At 42.5% G+C, this 18,644-nt stretch carries 9 protein-coding genes; 1 reads left to right on the top strand and 8 read right to left on the bottom strand.

Going from position 1 to position 18,644, the window contains the following annotated elements; genetic code table 11:
- Window positions 1-171: 171 nt before the first annotated feature.
- A complete protein-coding gene (locus ONT08_RS00085; RefSeq protein WP_264958656.1) occupies window positions 172-6,228 on the bottom strand; it encodes a T9SS type A sorting domain-containing protein in 6,057 nt (2,018 codons plus the stop codon).
- A 73-nt stretch (window positions 6,229-6,301) separates the two neighbouring features.
- On the opposite strand from ONT08_RS00085, the gene ONT08_RS00090 reads away from it, so the two are divergent.
- Window positions 6,302-6,493 carry a hypothetical protein gene (locus ONT08_RS00090; protein WP_264958657.1) on the top strand — a complete coding sequence of 64 codons (192 nt, stop codon included), beginning with the start codon at window positions 6,302-6,304 and terminating at the stop codon, window positions 6,491-6,493.
- A 374-nt stretch (window positions 6,494-6,867) separates the two neighbouring features.
- Here ONT08_RS00090 and ONT08_RS00095 read toward each other — a convergent pair whose 3' ends face one another.
- From ONT08_RS00095 to ONT08_RS00125, 7 genes are all read right to left on the bottom strand, one after another.
- Window positions 6,868-8,334 carry a FimB/Mfa2 family fimbrial subunit gene (locus tag ONT08_RS00095; RefSeq protein WP_264958658.1) on the bottom strand — a complete coding sequence of 489 codons (1,467 nt, stop codon included), beginning with the start codon at window positions 8,332-8,334 and terminating at the stop codon, window positions 6,868-6,870.
- Between the two features lie 27 nt (window positions 8,335-8,361).
- Window positions 8,362-9,765, bottom strand: coding sequence for a fimbria major subunit (locus tag ONT08_RS00100; protein WP_264958659.1), 1,404 nt, complete (start codon window positions 9,763-9,765; stop codon window positions 8,362-8,364).
- 7 nt (window positions 9,766-9,772) lie between these two features.
- Window positions 9,773-10,885: a FimB/Mfa2 family fimbrial subunit gene (locus ONT08_RS00105; RefSeq protein ID WP_264958660.1), complete on the bottom strand. Its 1,113-nt coding sequence runs from the start codon at window positions 10,883-10,885 to the stop codon at window positions 9,773-9,775.
- Between the two features lie 201 nt (window positions 10,886-11,086).
- The gene (locus tag ONT08_RS00110) at window positions 11,087-12,838 is read right to left on the bottom strand and encodes an Mfa1 family fimbria major subunit (protein ID WP_264958661.1); all 1,752 of its coding nucleotides are present in this window, start codon (window positions 12,836-12,838) and stop codon (window positions 11,087-11,089) included.
- A 49-nt stretch (window positions 12,839-12,887) separates the two neighbouring features.
- Complete coding sequence (locus ONT08_RS00115; RefSeq protein WP_264958662.1) at window positions 12,888-14,306, bottom strand: DUF3868 domain-containing protein; 1,419 nt, start codon at window positions 14,304-14,306, stop codon at window positions 12,888-12,890.
- A 23-nt stretch (window positions 14,307-14,329) separates the two neighbouring features.
- The gene (locus ONT08_RS00120; RefSeq protein ID WP_264958663.1) at window positions 14,330-14,899 is read right to left on the bottom strand and encodes a DUF3575 domain-containing protein; all 570 of its coding nucleotides are present in this window, start codon (window positions 14,897-14,899) and stop codon (window positions 14,330-14,332) included.
- 438 nt (window positions 14,900-15,337) lie between these two features.
- Window positions 15,338-18,595: a TonB-dependent receptor gene (locus ONT08_RS00125; RefSeq protein ID WP_264958665.1), complete on the bottom strand. Its 3,258-nt coding sequence runs from the start codon at window positions 18,593-18,595 to the stop codon at window positions 15,338-15,340.
- Between the last annotated feature and the right edge of the window lie 49 nt (window positions 18,596-18,644).

The following is an 18,644-nucleotide window of genomic DNA, read 5'->3' on the forward strand; positions in this document are numbered from 1 at the left end:
AAGAAAAGTAAAGTTTCTATACAATATAATAAGATTCCCTTTGTGAAGAAAGACTACGATTCAACTAGAATATATAGAAACACACACAAAAAAAGGGTGCGTCACAGACTTATGACACACCCTCCTTTTCGTTTTTATCAACTATTATAAACTTGTCAAACCAAGCTTCTCCTATCTTACGGCAACCTTCCGTCCCATAGCCTGAGCACAGGACTGGGTGGATGCCTTTACGATATATACTCCGGATGGAACACGGAGAATCATTCTCTGCTTATCAGGCAACTGATAGCTGTGAACCTTCTTGCCATCCAAGGTAAATACCTCTACCCTACCCAACTTCTCACCATTCAGGGCAGATACAACAATCATGCCCGCAGCAGGTGAATAAACCTTCAACTGATTACTTTCAGCCTCAGCCTCAATCTGCTGGATACCGGTAGTACCACGAGTCTGTGTCAGGAAGTATCTGCCATGCTCATTTGCCTGAATGCTCACCTCATTGCCATCCTGCAACTCGGTATACTGTTTGCTGGCAGCATCATAGAGATACAGCGGAGCATCGAGCTTGACAACGCCCTTGAAGTCGAGGTTCACCATTTCATTCTTCTCCCCATTCTCCATGATTACACCCATTGGCATCCATTCAATCTTAGGAGTAGCATTCACCGCCACAGCCTGAGAACCAGCCACGGTATAAACCTGCGGAATACCACTCAGGTTCTGATCGCACAGAAGATCCACATCCTCCTGCTCATCATAATCATCAGAAGCCTCTTCTCTTACGGCAATGCGAGCCTTCGAAGTCTGTCCCTTAGCATTCTGAGCCGATACATTCACGTCTTTGAGATAATCAGAAGCAATGATGATACCAGAAGAGAGCAGACGGTCTACATACATCGCAGAAGTGAACTTCACCTCATCAACAGAAGCTGTTCCATACTTCTTGACAAAGAACGACTGTGTAGGCTGGATAACGAAATCCTTACTACTTAAATCTGTAGAAGGAACGCTTCTTACTGCATCTCCTTCAATCAGCCATACTGCATTCTGCAATCCTGTATTCACCTCGAAGAACTTCTTCAGAGAGATAGAGCAGGTATATGGATTAGCCACGAGATAGAATCCGCTGGTGTTATCCGCACCTAGCGTCTGAACCATCTGAGCAAGATGCTTTTCCTCATTGTTGTAAGCAACGAGAAGTCTGCCATGACCAGCATTCTTCGCAACCGGTATCTTGCTTGAAGAAGGCTTTGAACCTGTATAATCGAAGTACTGGTATTCCTTATCTTCCTTTGGCAAACGAAGAAGCGCATTCTTAGTCTGATCCTTAGGCAAGAGCGCATTACCAGCCTTGATAGCGAAGCCACCAAATGTTCCATCTGCGGCATAGCTCTCATCCACCTTATTATATACATGGCTCCAATAGCCGAGATTGACATCAATATTGCTAGCCTCACCGTTTGGCGTATGCCATGCATTATGCTCACCATCAGAAGTGATTTCCTTCACATCGCTCTTCATCCAAGCTCTCTGATAAACCGGATACTTGCTTCGGCTATACGCATCTAAAGTACTAGAATATGCCACCTTATCATTATACTTAATACCCGTAAATGCCTTAGTTTCCTGTCGTCCATTACTTGCTGGCACATACATATCACCTGCGTAGATATACTGCAGAGGCGAAGCCATGGTGTACCACTTGTTTGGCTCCAGCTCTTTCTCTACCCAAGCCTTGTCATATACCAGATAGCACTGGTCGCGAAGCTCGCCCTGAGACTTGAAGTAAATCTGATGGCAGGTATTGCCATAGAACTTCTCGCACTTCAGATTGCCATCCGTATCCAATCCCTTATCAGCAGCTGCCTCATTCCAGAACGCCATGATATCATACTGGATATACGTTGTTGCCACATCACCCTTGGCATTGGTCAGCTTGGTAGCGATGCCATTGGTGCTACGGTAAACGATGTTACCGAGGTCAGGGAATGGCAAACCATTCAGATTACCGATCGTTACCTTGGTAAACTTCATTGGCACATAGCTGTTCAGCGTAGGAATCTCTACCTTTGGCGTAATACCAGATGCATTACCATAAGCCTGATAATTAGGATAGTCATTATCATACAATTCTGTAGATGATGAGCGATGCCAGTTATCATCATTATTCCAGTTGGCATTCATACCGCCATCCGCAGTAGGAGTCCAGGTAATGAACTCCGGTACAATCTTCAACTTGAGATAAGACTCGCCAGGGCAGTTGGTAGTTCCCTCAGAAGCTGTTCTCTGCTCGAAGGCAAATCTGAGCTCGTAGTAATATCCCTCATGGAAATTCTCTACGGCAGCGTCAGAGAACTTGATATTGAGGGTAGCCTGAGTCGTTTTATCTATAGCCGGCAACTCTGTACTCTGCAATGTGGCAACCTGGGTATTCAGCATGGCAGTTGTCCATAACGGGTCATTCGTGTATGCTACCATTACCTTATCTGAAGTAACTGCAGAAGTGCCACTATCATCGACGAAGGTAAGTGGCGAAGTGATAGCATTTCCATCACCCATAGTAGCACTATGAAGAGGAATCTCCAGGAATCCTGTATTCTTCAACTTCTTCAGCTGTGGCAAACCGATACGAAGCGATGCCTCATAACTGCCGTCTTTAAATGGATAATCCACATCATTGAAACCGAAGTTAAGCTGTGGTCCATCCTTCATTACACGCAATGGTACTGGTATTGCACTAGGGCACAACAGATACTTTTTACCATTTGGCGCAATATATTCAACATCATCGTTACCTTCAGGCTTCATAAATATCTGATGATTTTCACCCAATGTAATATCCTTCTTAAGGATAGTAATTTCGTTGCTAGCAGGTGCTGAAGGATTTATCTTATTTTCTTCATTCTTACCATCAAGATACCAGATGAATTTAACACCATCCAATGTTATCTTACCACCTGTATTAGGGTCAGTTGTAATCAATTGACCTTTGATTTTTATCTCATAATTATCAGCTGCATCGCAAGGAATCTTATAATCAGTCACGATCTTACCATCTGTATCAGTAATGACAGAATGCTGGCTAACCATTTCAAACCAGTTACTGTACAACGAGCAGACTTCAGCAGGTGACCCCCAATTAGAGTTGCCAGTTGCGTCAGGAGTTTCTGTAGCTACAGATACGTAATACTTCTTCCCCACTTCAAGGGGATAGTCTTTATTGCTGATAACAATATAGGTTACACCTTCACTATCTTGCTCAATCATATTAGTACCATCGATTTCAAAGTTCTTACAGTTTTCCTCTGAATTGTATACATCAACAGTACCATATTCTGTGCCAGGAACATTATTCTTTGTACCATTCTTTTTATCCGTTAAGGTGTATGAATAAAATCCATCGCCCGTTACAGGTTTTCCATCTTCACCCACAAATCTGAAATAGATCTTTGTATCTTTATGTCCCAAAATCGCATTCAAGGTCTCGTGGATAGCACGTATCTTCAGTTTGATAGTTCCAGTTGTAGCACCGTTACATACCGGCTTTTCCTGAATCACCTGAACCTTAGCGGGCGCTAGATACATACGGATATCATCTACAGCATAGTCGGCACCTTGAGTTCCTTTACAGTAATTATCTATCTCCAACCGGAAATCAGAATACTTTTCTACATTTGACTCTTTTTGCAAAGTAATCTTACCATATACCTGATACCAAGTCATTGATTTCAAGTCTTTTACATTATTACTAAAATCACCAGATGAAAAACAATGTATCAGATGTTTATCAACAATCTCACCATTGACATCTTTATTAACGCCAAATAGTTTAAACATAATCTGTGGCTTTGTACCTGCATTTGTCATGTCAGCAACACTTGCAATGAAAATAAGCTGCTGTCCAGTACAAAGATTAGCATTGAAATCTGAAGCAGCGATTTTTCTACTTTCATCAGATGCATCCACATAAAGGAAATGACCATATTGAGAACCATTAGTTATCTCATAAGTCTTATCATATAATTCTCCAGTTTGCCACCAAAGATATTTTTCACTAGTAGTAGAAACACCACTAAGATTTGCGGACTTATACAAGCAATAATCTCCATGAAGTGGAGAATGACCGATTTTATTCAAACCACCATAATTAGTAGCATCGTAGTCAATCAAATCACGATATACGAAACTATAAGCACAGCGATCCCATTTAGATGGTAATCGGTTCTGGTTGTCATCCGGACTTGTAGGAGCAGCCACAGTCTGTTCTACATTAACGTCATCAAATGTAATAGGCTTGATAGCCATTTTATAATGCTCATCAAGATAACCAATAAGTCTATTATTCAAACCTTCTTCAACTATCTCTTCTTTAGTCATCGGATGATTATTCCTGAATCGAAGAGCAATGTTGGCAATTGGACAACGTTTACCAGCATCATCCATAGCATATGCAACGATATATACAAGATCTCCATATTGAAAGGTAAAATTCTTTGTTTCACCCTTTGATGATACGGACGTCCAGTTTCCGTCAAGATTTTTCATCGCCAAATCAAAGAAACGATTAACACTAGTACCCAAATTAAGACAATAAGTCTTGGTCTTATCGTATGCCCACCACTCTATCTTAGCAGCCTGACATATTTTTGTATTATCAAAGTCGGATTCCACGAGTTTATCCTTTTCATCTGCATAATATACCCGATGAGTACAACCATTAACCAATGGATGGAAAAAATACTTTTTAGAGTCTGACAAATCCAAACGAAGAGTCAAAGTAGAACTTTTATCCTTCATACCAACCGTCAAATACTTTCTATCCTGATAAGTTCTATAACCTGCTCTTTGAGGATTTTTACCAATAGCCGTATTCATAATATCGTCTGCTAACTTCTTGGCAGAACGGATATGGAAAATGTATCTGATAGAGAGCGTTGGCTCATGTACAAGATAAGTTTTTGTAGCATCCAAACCATCAATATAACGGCTCACGTCGCAGGCTATATCTTCACCTGCCCAATCATCAGACGAAGCTCCTGCAGGTGCAATATATGTAACACCAATATTACTGCTTGTCGGAAGCGCAGGAAGATTATAAGCAAACAAGCCATAGTCCTCACTTCCAGATTTTATGTTATGCAGAAGAGTACCTGTATTTGCACGTAAATTAGCGCTAGCTCTATCTTTGTTAAAATCATACCATCTGAAATAGCCCTGTGGCTCAAGAGCGTCACTGCTACCTTTATAATCATCGAAAGGCAGCACTAACTCTACTTTCTCATTAGCATCTTTCACATAGACATAGTACTCCCATTCTGCAGTCTGCTGCATACCCTTTTCGTCTAATGCAGTATTAGCATGGCCTTTATAATGATTGAAAGGCATGCTGTACTTATCCAAAAGTTGCACATTAACCTTTGCCTTCAAAGCAGGTTCTGTTGTGACGAAACCATACTGAGTGGTTGGCGTTTCATCAGAGATGACGCAAGAAATGTCAACATTATTAATATCCAGTCCTTCTGGAACTACGAAATTAGCATTCAATGCATTAGCAAAAGAACTTGATGCATCATCAGAATACCAGGTCCAGTACATACCTTCCTGTTGCTTTAGGACTCCTTTAGAAGACACACCGGTTATGGCTGAGCCATCCTTCTTTTTAATAGCCCAACGAACATATAACTTGCCAAAATTCTGAGTTTCAGATAAACCTAACTGCTCCTTGATAAACTTCAAATTATCTTTAGAAGTAAGATCTACATTTAAATTAGTACCTAAAACAATGGAAGAAACATTACGGACAGCAGCACCTGTAGGCTCTGTAGAAGGAGTCAACTTAATTGCATCAAATGTGGTTTGACTCAAAATGGTATAGTTTACCCTACCTACTAATGTAGGTTCTTCCATAATCAGATTGTCCAAGATACTTGGCTGTTCATTACCAACATATACCACAACGTTATAATCATCGATCTTCTTATCACTAGGACAAGATATGCTAAAGTTGAGGTCTGTGAAAGAAACAGAAGCACCTTCTTTCTTATCACGAAGACAATATACGCCTTTAGCATTTTTATAACATGCTAGCCACCACTCATGATTACCTAACTGCAATTCAGAAATTTCAGAACCATTTCTTTTTAAAGTAAAACCACTAAGATCTGTAACGGGATTTCCATCTTTATCAACAACAGATAGACGGAGATAGAATGGATACTTGCTTAACATTAAGCCATTAGAATCGGCACTTTTATCCCAAATTGCAAAGTCTGCAAGTGTTTCACCTAAATCAGTAATAGAAATGGAACCACCTTGCAAATCTGCATCAGCAACAGTTACTAATTTCTCTGCACTGTTTGAACCAGAGTATGTCTTAAAAGTAGGAAGTTCATTCTTTGATACTAATTTAAAAGTGATTTTCTTTTCTGCAGTTGCTTCAGAAGGTGCATTAAAAAATGCATCGCTAGAAGATACTAAAAGAACTATCTTATAATTAAAAATATCTTCACCAGCAGTAGTTATTGTGAAAGAATTACCACCAATATAATAAGGTTTAGGAAATACCCAATAAGTACTCTTATTCTCGTAGCCGTCACGATAAGGATTACTTATAGACCATCCGGTTATATCAACATTATTTCCTGAAGCATCAAGGACAAACCAAGCAGTATAATCATTTGTTGTAATATAGTTATTCAAGCCTGTAAATGTAGTAGAACTTCCACTAGCTATACTTACCGCTTTCTGTTCCGTTAATCCCCATATAGCATTTGGCAGCAATGCAAGCATTGCTACCAACATATATCTCATTACACTATTAAAAATCTTAGACTTAAACATAAGCTTCAATGTTTTTTAATATTAGTATTATTGTTTTGTTCTGAAATAGTAACTCTGTCTCGTATACTTACGAGCAGCAAAGCTACTCAAATCCTTGGTGAAAAGTATCTTGTATATTAGAGACTTGCCTGTTTCGCCCGGTACAGGGACAGTGACCTGATAGAGGGCACTCTGTTTGTCGGCTTTGTCATCATTGAAGATACCTTCGAAATAGCCAGTGGTTGTATTCCATGATGGAAGGGTTTTAAAAACCAGCTTGGCATTCGTTTCGGCAGCAGCGGCATCTGCCATACCTTCGGGGATTAACTCCCATTTTACATTGTTATAGTCGATGGTGCCGGAAACCTCGGAGTCATCTGCCTTTACAACCTTTGGCTGGATATGGAATTCCTCTTCTGGGTAATAACAGGTGTAGGAAAGAGTGGTTCCGTTATCTCTTATAGATGGATAGAGACCGATGGCTGTGAAGGACTGAACATCAAATGTCAACTTGTAATCATCTAAAGAGATTGGTAGAATGTGATGGTCGTTTCGAGCAATCGTTGTCCAATCCTGAAACAGGGCGTAACGCTTGACTCCTGCTGAAGTATTCAGGTTGATGATGAAATACTTGGAAGTATTGCCCGCTGCGCTTTCATTCACATAGAATGAAACCTCTTTATAAGAGGTAGTGCCTGCTGGTATCGTCACCGCAGGAGACAACTTATAAGTATAATTCTGCGTTGCAGCCTGCGCTACCAGATTAGGAATACAGGTAACCTGATAATTATCAGCACCAGTTGATGTGTCGGAATGCTTTGGCAGCAACATGATGTTATCAACCTCTCCAATCTCGCTACTGTTCTTAGTAATATCGTTGATGGTAATATCATTGATTTCTAAAGGAGTAGAACTTGGATTCCTAAACTGAAGTGTAACCTTTGCCAGCATTCTTACTACCCAAAGCTTATCCTTATCAGTTGTTCCATCTTCTTTCACTGTAAGAGTCTGCTCATTGCTCATAGGAATACCAGAAATAGTAGCATCGAATCCATTGCCATTCATTTTATATTTCATGGATTTAAAATCAACAGATGATCCGCTTGTCAACGTACCCAACTGCGTTTTATCAATATTGGCAAAAGAATAAACCTGATAGGTGCCTGGGGCTACATTCTCCAGCGTAACTTCGTCTTTCTTAGCATGCTGAGCATCAACTTGAGTTTTCTCTATAGTTTGCACTACCTTACCACCTTGAGTAAGAACAACAAGCCAGCTCTTCATATTCTCTGCATCGGAACCAGACTCCCACTCTGGAGTAAGAGCACGGCTATGAGGTGCAGCCTGACCTATAGAGCCAGCCGCAGAAGTAGAGAGCTTGAGATGAATGGTATAACCATTTTTGCTTCCTCCATCAGAATTATCAGACATAGAACTGTCGTCTGGCAAGCAAGCCGTAAAGGTGGCAAGCATCGTCAGTACCAACAGCGCCATTATCGTTTTTATCTTATTCATATCTATTACTCATTATTATCCGTCTTATTACATGGAAGTCTCTGCATGGGTATACTTTGCCCACTTCTTGACAGCAATCGTGAGAACCATACCCTTCTTCTCACCCACTACTCCTTCTATCTTGATGCGATAGATGTTATTGCGGACTATGCCATAATACATAGGAGCGGTTTTAGGACCAGCACCTGTTGGATCACTATGGCGAATGGTATAGGTATAGTATTTATCTGTACCGGATTTACCAGGCTTAGGCTGCTTATTGGTTGTGTCCCAATCAGAAAGCTCATAATACTTTCCTTTAAACACCAGTCCTGTTGCATACTCTTCTGAATTATCAAAAGTAGTATTCTCCATCGCATAATCAAGAACGAAGAAAGAGCTTGCTGTTCCTAAAACTTTCTTGACAGGAAGGTATCCTGTAGCTGATGGCCAACCTGCATCATTTAACTTACGAACATTATATGTAAGACCACTTGGCGTAGAACCAGTATTCTTACCGGAAGTCCATGGATCTATCACATAGTTTGTAGCTTTCTTGTCGGTTTCTGAAACAGTTGTCTCATCACCCAAATAGCTCAGAGTTGCTCCCGTTTTATCACCCACACGCTTAATGCAAAACTCACCGGAAGTAAGCTTGTTGTAAGGGAGAATAGACTCCAAAACAAAGCCACCCACTAAACTGTTTGAAACATCCTTCACATCAAAAGCATAAGTTCCGATACCAGGATTTGTTGGAGAATCAACATACTTACCATCACCTGGATCTATATCAATACGAGCAGCAAGACGCTCAATATCAACATTTACTGTAAGCGGATTAGCCTCGGTTCCATCACCAGTAGCATTACCACCAGCAGAAGTCAACTCGGTAGTAGCATCCTTCTCTGAAGTCATGATAAAGTATTTCGAAGTAGAATCAAAAGCCGGAAGATGAGCATCTCTAAGTTCACTCAATTTCTTGTTCAAGTAGGTATTAGTAATGTCACCGGCATTCGCTACCACCAAAACATGATATGCCTTGGAAACAACGATTGGCAAACATTGCTTTTTCTCGAATGTATATACCTTATCATATTTTGTATTGCCTGGCTTCTCTGTTGGTTTCTTAAAGTAGAAAGCCTGCTCTATCTTTGCATCGCCATCGCTTATGCCTGTAGTGCTAGAGTAAAGAAATACACAGACATTGTTCACCTTATATTCGTTTTCAAAAGCCGTTTCTCTACCTTCACCGTCTTCCCCTCCTTGAGGACCTGCTGCGCGAGACGTGGCTTTGGTATCACCAGCCACAGCTACCTGCACAGTAAAGTAAGCCTCTCCTTTGAAGGCATCGGGCTTTCCGTCATCATCATCGGTGCTGCCAGCGCAGGATGCGAAAGCACCGATGACAAGAACTGAAAACAGAAGCAGATATATTGATTTCAACTTCTTCATAATCCTCTTAGTTGTTAAGTACTTCAAACTGTATTCTCTGACTCCAGCTAAGCGCATTCACGCTGATAGTAATGTAAGCGTATTTCAACTTACCATCTTGAAGGAAGAACTGTAACTTATAGTCATAAGCTCTATCCAAGAACTCTTGTGGAGTATACATATATTCCTCACTGGTGCGAACTCGACTCAAGAGATCAGGTAAATCTACATCTACCACGGTCTTGCCTGTTTCCTTGTTGGCAATAATCAATTTGCCATCATCCTTTGCCTTATTGTGATAAATCAAACGGGAGGTCATAAAGTCGGCATGAGCTATCTTGCCCACTCCTTCCAATTCATTACCATTAACATCACCAGCGGTAGAACCTTCACGGTCTTCTGTATTCCAAACAGCATGTGGAGTATAGATAACTTGATTAGTCTCATCGAGTGAATTGTCACAGAGGATGCGGGAGTTATGGTCTTGAATGATAAAACTATAGTCGTTTACATCCATTGTGGTTGGATCGTTGAGTTCACGCAAGGTAACATTAATCTTCTTGGTATCACGTACCAGCGAAACGGTGGTATAGTTAGGACGGGTAGCGGAATACTCTACCAGCGCATCTGTCTTACCATGCCACAGGGTATCGAGTGGCAAGTTGTGGTTATCTATGATATAATAACCATTGCGCTGAACCTTATCAAGGTTTACCTCCAATTTATCCATCTTATCGCCCACAGCAGGTTCTGTACGAACGAACTTTGCACGCTGGGTATTCAACTGATCGGCATAAGCATTCTGTCCAGCCAAAGCTATGAACTGATACTTGCCTGGTTGAAGATCGGTAATATGCATTTTATAGTCTACATTTTTCAAAGGCAGCGCAGATAAAGAGTTTGCCTCTTCGAATTTCTTCACAAAATTTCCATTTTCATCATAGACATAAAGGGTTACCGCACCCACATGATCATTGAACATGTCAGCACGCTGCAAGTTATAATCATACTTAAACTTGACATAAATCCCTGTAGGACAATCGTCGGTGTCGGTATGCCACATATCACAGGAGGTAACCGTCAAGAGTGTAGCAACCGCCAGCACTCCCTTTTTCACCAAGCTAAAAATCTGCGCTTTCATATATTTCTTCGTTTTATATATATTGAATCTTATAATTATCACATGAAGTGTCGGAGTGAATCCGAGTATCACCATCTCTTTGCATCTGGTGATGCGATGCCTTGTTGAACAACAAGCTGTTTATCAGAATATTTCTGATGTAGTTGTTTGTTTATTATATATGCCCCCACCTAGAAAAGGTGAGTGGGGGCATGATTATTTTTACTGAAGGATTGTATTCTGCTTACGAACAGCCCAAGAGAGAGCATTGATCTTGCAAGAGATATAGCGCTTCAAGTTATCATCAGGAGTATTGTCATTGTTTACATCAAGTTCACCAGGTGTTGAAGCACCAATTGCTGCTACGCCAGTAACCTCAAGTTTATACCAGTTGTTACGGAGAACGCCATAACGACCCAACCAATTCTGCTCACTATTTGGATCAGGATAAGATTCTGTTGTCTTGGTTGAAGGATTCCAAGGAGTCAACTCATCACCAAAGTGCTTAATCAAAATGGTATAGTATGCATAACCATCCTTGAACTCATTAACCTTAATAGTTGGCTTGAATGTTGTTAAGTCGGCTGCAGTGACTTCCTTATCTGTTGTACCATCAGTTAAAGTCATCTTGGTAATATCTACCAAACCTGCAACGTCAGCGAATTCAACATTTTTCACAGAGATTGTTCCAGTTGTACCTGCATAATAATCTGTAGAGGTTTTTATCTTCGTTTCATAATCATTCAAGAACTTGTTACCAATTGCAGTCTTTACTGCATCTACAGAATAAACAACGTCCTTATTATCATCAATTGTAAAGAATGTACCCTTACTATAGCCACTAGGTGTAATCTTCATTTTTACGATAACACAGGTTGTCTCCTTTACATTCTGATGAGCTACATTAAATGTATTCTCATAACAATAAGTGCTTTCTCCTTTTGCCAATGTTGGTTCAGCAGTTCCATCAGAAAAAGAAGCAGGAGTATTATAGTTAGCATCTTCACCCCAATAAGTTCTGTAACCATTACCAGACTCTATATCTTTGATACCTGCAAAACGGAATTTATTGGCTAAATACTCACTACTTGGAGAACCAACAAAATCAGAAGCGCTATAACCATTCCAAGTATTATTATACTGACGAGATAAATAAGAGCTTGTATTAATATTAGCCAATCTCCAACCTGCTAAGTCGTAATCGAAAGTTACAGCAGTTGCACCATCAACACCTACTGTAGCTGTAGAAGTTGAAGTAGGATCTTGAGTCACTGTAACCTTAGCTGCCAAACGTTCTACATAGATATTTGCAGCTGGTTTAGTAGTTGCCTCAGATTCAGAAGAAGCAATAGAAGCTGTAACATCGGTCAAAGTTGTAGCTTTCACACTACTAAAATCTGCAGACCCAGGCATACTCACGATAACAGCATTAGACATCATCAAATTACCTTTCGTCAAAGTTGAATTCATTACCTCTTTTGATAAAGCCGCAAAAGTACCTGCAAAGTCTGCAGTACTAGTACCAACCTGCAATCCATTTGCTGCAGTTACTTTTAATGCATTATTATGATTTAATACAACAAAAGCATATATTTTGTCACTAGATCCAGCAGCAATCGCATTAATCTGCTGAACCTTTGTTAGTTTAGTTGAAATTTGCTCTGTTTGAGCCTCTTTCTTTAAGCCATCCAACTTATAAGCAGCCTTGAAAGTTGCTGTTGCTTCGTCTGCACCCGCAAAAAGAATAAGAGTAGCATCGTTAACTTTGTACTCATCAGGTACACCATGATCAAATTCATCATTAATTGCACGAGAAGTTGACTGAGGCTGAGTAGGCAAATTCAATGTTACATTTACATATCCCTTACCATCAGCACTAAATTTTTCTGATGTACCAGCGATATCATCACTGCTTGAACAAGAACCGAGCATCAGACCTGCCAATACTGCAGAAAACAATAACGATTTTTTCATAATTGATATGTTTAATTTGATTAATATTTTTATTCCTATTTATTACCTTTTATAGATTTTCGAGATTTTCCTGAGCAGCCTTGACACCAGCCTTGGCAGCCAAACCGAAGTAATGGCGAGCTTGCTGGTCATTGCCCTTCAATGCCTCGTATACTCCACGGGCATTCTGAGCCGCAGGACTGTTGCCAGCCTTGGCAAGATAAGCCTTGGCACCATCGGCATCACCGGCATTCAAACGGGTATTGGCAGCATTGAGATTGGCAGTTTCGTTCACTGGGAACATGCGGACAGCTATCTCCATCACGTCGTTAAACTCCTTGCTACCAGGCTCATAGGTCTGAGCCACCAGGAACATTTCCTCCAGACTGAGCTGCTGTGGCTTGGTCTTGATAATCTCCTTTGCCTCAGCTACATCGAATGGCTTCACCTTATATGTGATGCGGTAGTCGGAATGGCGGAGGGCAGGATACCAGGTATCAAGCATGAAGCGATACTCTGACGGATACTGCTTCTTAATCTTCAACTCGCGGGCATCCGGATTCAGACTCTTATCGGCAATAATCGCCAGAATGGCATCCTTATGCTCCAGGTTGCTACCTTTAATATAAGCTATCAGACCATCCCAATCCTCTGGAGTAGAAGAAACCGTGAAGAGGTTGTTTGGCAACTTCACCATCCGGCGCACATATTCGGTCAGCGTCTTGGCACGGTTCTTTGCCAGATAATCATTATGGGTGTAAGGACTCTCAGGTGATGCATAACCATGAATGTTGATGCCGCTCACTTCGAGGTTCCTGTCTTCCTTCAATGCATTGATGGTGCGGATAATGCTATCCAACTGTGCAGGATTACGGCGATAATCTGGATGTAACTCTATGCGGTCTACCGGGAAATCGATATAAGCACGCTTATCCAGATGACGGACCTTGATTGCCTCTACCTCCGGACGGACGAAAGAAGCTACCGGCTGGCGACGGCGAGAAACCGTGAAATCATTGCCATCCTGCAGATCACCACAACCGCAGAGGTCTTCGTGAATATCCAAATCATAGTTTCTTTCCTTAGAAGAGAGAGGAACTGAGGCAAGATACTTCACAGTCTGCTGCTTCTTGTTGTCTCGCTTCACCACCAAAGCCTGAGGTGAAAGCTGCAACTGTTTCTTCCCTACTCCACGGTCATACATAATCTGCTGTCTTCTGCCGTTGATAACAATCTCCGGCATCTTGAGCAGCTCACCCTTATGCTTGATCATCGGAGTATAGACAAGCTGGTTGTTGGTAGGGAGATCCAGGGAATCGAGATTCAGATCTATCGCAACCGTAACCAGGTCATTGTGATGAGACATCTGTACATTAGATACCTGAATCTTATCGGCAGCCAACTTGAGACTCTTGCAATCCTGGGCTGCAAGAGGCATAGCCATCAAAAGAGAGCTGAATAATAATATGTAGTTCTTAAAATCTTTCATACTCATAGATTATGTTTAATGAGTTACAACATATAAATAAGAGAAATGGCTGCCTTGGTAGGACCCACGTAGTTGTCATGAGATGACTTCTCCTTCTCGCCACAGGCACCACACTTGAACTTGTCGTACTGGATATAATCATATCCGAAACCTACTGAGGTTTCCAGGTTCCAGTGCTTGGAAAGAGGCCATTGATAACCAGCGGTCACACCACCACCAACGTACCATCCCTCATAGCGATGGTCGCGCAAGTCCTTAAACATACCGAAAGGTAGCTTGACGCCTCCGGCATTAAACTGTCCACCCATAGCATGAGCACCGAGAAACCAGCCATTGAAGTTCTGGCAGAACCAATAGCGGTATTCCGGCATCACAAGCCAGTGGCGGAGACTAGACTGATCACCTCCAGACTGTTTCCAAGGATTGAAGCCAACAAATACCTGTGCGGTATGCTTCTTCCCCACAGCAGTCTCAAGTCCGATATTGGGTGTTGTTGTAGCCCAATACAGCAAATTGCTCTTTACCCCAATGTTCTGCGAAAAGCCGTTCATCGAGATCAACATCAGTAGCATGGTAGCTAAAGACATTTTCATCACCATCGTTTTGCACATAATTAATAATGGGTTTAATATGTAATTTCGGTTTATATATTTCTTTAGTATATCTAGTTCTATTTTGAGTATACAAGTGGTTGTAACTCTACTTCATCTGGGTATACTTTTACTTACAATTCATCATTTGCTTTGAAGTTCTTACTTTATCATTTGCTTTTTCTTGAACTTTATCAATTAGCTGCTGCAAATATATAAAGAAATTGCGAGAATAGGGGGGGGGTAATTTTGTTAATTTATGTGAAGAGCAACATTTTATACTAAAAAATCCACAATTTGGCAACATTTTACACCCTTAGAAGGCGATAATTTTAATATTTATTGTTCTTTTAGGGCGTAAAGCTACTTATATTAACGAAAAGCCCTAGTATCGCATTTGGCGACACTAGGGACTCTTAAAAGTGGAATAAATGGCAGGAGTTAGAAGGTGTACTTCAAACCTACCTGACCACGCCAGCGACTGTAGTAATCGCTATAACTCTTGTAGGCATAAGCACCGGTGAACTGGTAAACACCACCACCCTGATAGTTGACAGGTGAGAAATAGGTGCCGAAGCCATCACCATAGGTATGACCCCAATCCTTGTTCAGCAGGTTGCCCACGTTGAGGATATCAAAGGTCAACTCGATGGAGTTAATTTGACCAGCTACCTTGAAGCTGTACTTCTGACCGAAGTGAACATCGAAATGATGCTCGAATGGCAGGTTATCAGCATAACGCTCGTAGTACTCGCCACGGTGCTTGCTCAGATAAGAATCGTCTGCAATCCACTTCTTCAGCATCTCACGCTGCATCTCCTCGGTGAGCTTATCGCCATGGTTATCACCAAACATGCGCTTGGTGAAGGTATTGTTGTTATACTTGGTCTCCTCGAAACGCATCTTGTCAATCTGTGCATCGGTTGGGATGTAGAACAGGTCATTACCCCTGGAACCATCCTCGTTCACGTCACCATAATAATAATAGGTGTAAGGAGAACCGCTCTTACCCTGGTAGATGACACCGATAGTGGTCTGCCACTGCTTCTGATGACCGTACTTGATGTGGTAGTAAGCAGAAGCCTGGATGCGATGAGGCACATTGTAAGCAGAGTTGCCCACCTCCAGATCGTTGCAGTCACGATAGGTATACTGGTAGGTCCAGTTACTCTTTGCTACAGAAGAACCACCGTTGGCAGCACTGCGTGAACGGGTCCAGGTATAGCTTGCCATCAGGTCGAGGCCGAAGTTGAAATGCTTCTCAGCCTTGAGCGAGAGGTTTACGGTATAACCCTTGGATGTATTTCCGAGGGCATAGACTCCTGCAATAGGAGTACCCTTCACTACGCTCTGATAGAGCGGACGGTTGTCCCACTCATATCCATACTTCTGGGAGAAGGTCTGACCGGTCTGTTCCTGAGCGAGGTTCTTATAGAGAATATCGTTCAAAGTCTTGGAGTAGATAGCCTCAGCGGTCCAGTCGATACCGAGAGCCTCGAAGTCGAAACCGAGGTTGAGGCGGAGGTTCTGGGCGAACTTGAAGTTCTTGCCGCATACAGCCACATCCTGGTTACCGGCACTCGCCTTCATCTTATCGGCATTGGCATTCTGCTTGTTAGGATCGAGAATCAGCTCCAATCCCTTGACGGTAGAGTTGTTGCTATCGTAAGAAGAGAGCTGCAGACCAGTACCTGAGTAGTTGTTGCTTACCCATACGAATGGAATTCTACCGGTAAAGACACCCGCACCACCACGGAGGATATACTTACGGTCGTTATTGATGTCCCAGCGGAAACCTACACGTGGAGAGAGCATTGGCGAGAAACTGAGCTTATCGTTGGTCTTCAATCCCCACCCCATCTTCTCTGACAAGGCGTTGAACTCCGGATTCTCCACTGGAGTATCGAAGAATACAGGAATATCCAGACGCAGACCGTAGGTCAAGGTGAAGTTGTTGCTTGCATTCCACTTATCCTGCGCATAGAAACCGAACTGACCAGATGAGAACTCTGAAGCCCAGTTAGGGTCGCCGGTAACATCAGTGTTAGCCTGACCGTAACGGTACTGGTTCATGTAAGCCTTGTTAGGATCCAGTTTATCTGCCATATAGTCATCGTAATAAGCCTTGAAGTTATCAAATCCCTTGAAGGTATAGGAGCCGAACTTATCCGAGATGAACATATTCTTGAAATGGTAGAACTCGTTGTGGGTACCGAAGATGAAGGTATGGTTGCCACGGAGCCAAGTCAGGTTGTCCTCAATGGTCCAGATGTCCTGGTTCAGGTAGTTAGCCTGTGAGTTTCGCTCAGTACCGATGTTGACCGTACCACTACCAACGCCCGTGATGGAAATCATCGGTAGATGAGCCTTGATGTCACGGCTATCGCGCACTCTTACGAAGCTGACACGTGCCTCATTGCTCAAACTTGGAGAGAATCGGCTCTGAAGCTCAGCGATGAACGAGTTGGTATTGCTCTTGAACGGATAGCTGTAGCCGTAGGAGTTCAAGCTGCTGGCACTGCCGCCGCCACTCAACTGCTCAGCCTTGACGAGACTCCAGCGGATGGCAAACTTATTGAACTCGTTGATGTTCCAGTCGAGTTTCAATCCAGCCTTATCGCTCCTGGTGTAGATGTCCTGGTTACTGTAGTAATCGTTGAAGTTGACTCCCTGCTTCTCAGCTATATTCTGGAGCATGGTCAGAATATCCTTTGCCTGCTCGGTATTTACCTTGGAATTGCCGGAATCTACACCATAGAGATTAGGATATTCCTTGTTGGTGCGCTCATAGTTGGCGAAGAAGAAGAGCTTGTTCTTGATGATTGGTCCTCCGAGGGTGACACCCATGTTATACTGAGTCTGCTTCTGATACTTTGGCGCATAACCCGTGCCATCGAGGTAAGGATACTTGGTACCGATGAGGTCCTGGTTGTAGCCATAGTAGTAAGCCGAACCGTGGAACTGATTGGTACCGCTCTTGGTGATGGCGTTGATGGCACCTCCGGTGAATCCGCTCTGGCGCACATCGAAAGGAGCCACGGAAACCTGAATCTGCTCGATGGTCTCCATAGATACCGGCTGAGCACCTGCCTGACCGCCGTTGTTACCGCTGGATGCCAGACCGAAGACGTCATTGTTTGCCGCACCGTCAATCATGAAGTTGTTGTATCGGTTGTTGACACCAGCGAACGACATATTACCGGAATTGGTAACGGTGAGCTGTGGGTTCAATCGAGCCACGTCAGCGATACCGTGGGTGATGCTAGGCATATTGTTGATCTGCTCTGCCGTCATACTGGTAGCAGCACCTGTACGGGAAGCAGCAAGACCCGCCTTGCCGGAAACCACCACTTCCTGAAGCTGGTGGGCATCCTCCTGGAGCGAGCATGAGATATTCTCCGTTTCACCGAGGCTCAGGTTGAGGTTTTTGATCACCTTGTCCTTGTAGCCGATATAGGAGATGTCTACCTTGTAAGGACCGCCTGGTCGCATACCCTGGATGGTATATCGTCCATCGATATTAGTAACGGCACGATATACGGTACCGGAAGGTTGGTGAGTAGCAGTAACAGTAGCTCCGATGACATTTTCGCCATCAGAAGTAATCTTACCGCTGATTCCAGAGGTAGTAATCTGTGCCATGGCAGCGTTCACCGTCAGGATGAACAAAGCCAGAAGTAAATGCAATCTTTTCAGCATACCTTTTTTTAAAAATTAATTAATAATACGGGGGAATAGCCCCCAAATA

Origin of the sequence: Segatella copri (assembly GCF_026015465.1) — a bacterium.
GTDB classification, from domain to species: domain Bacteria; phylum Bacteroidota; class Bacteroidia; order Bacteroidales; family Bacteroidaceae; genus Prevotella; species Prevotella copri_E.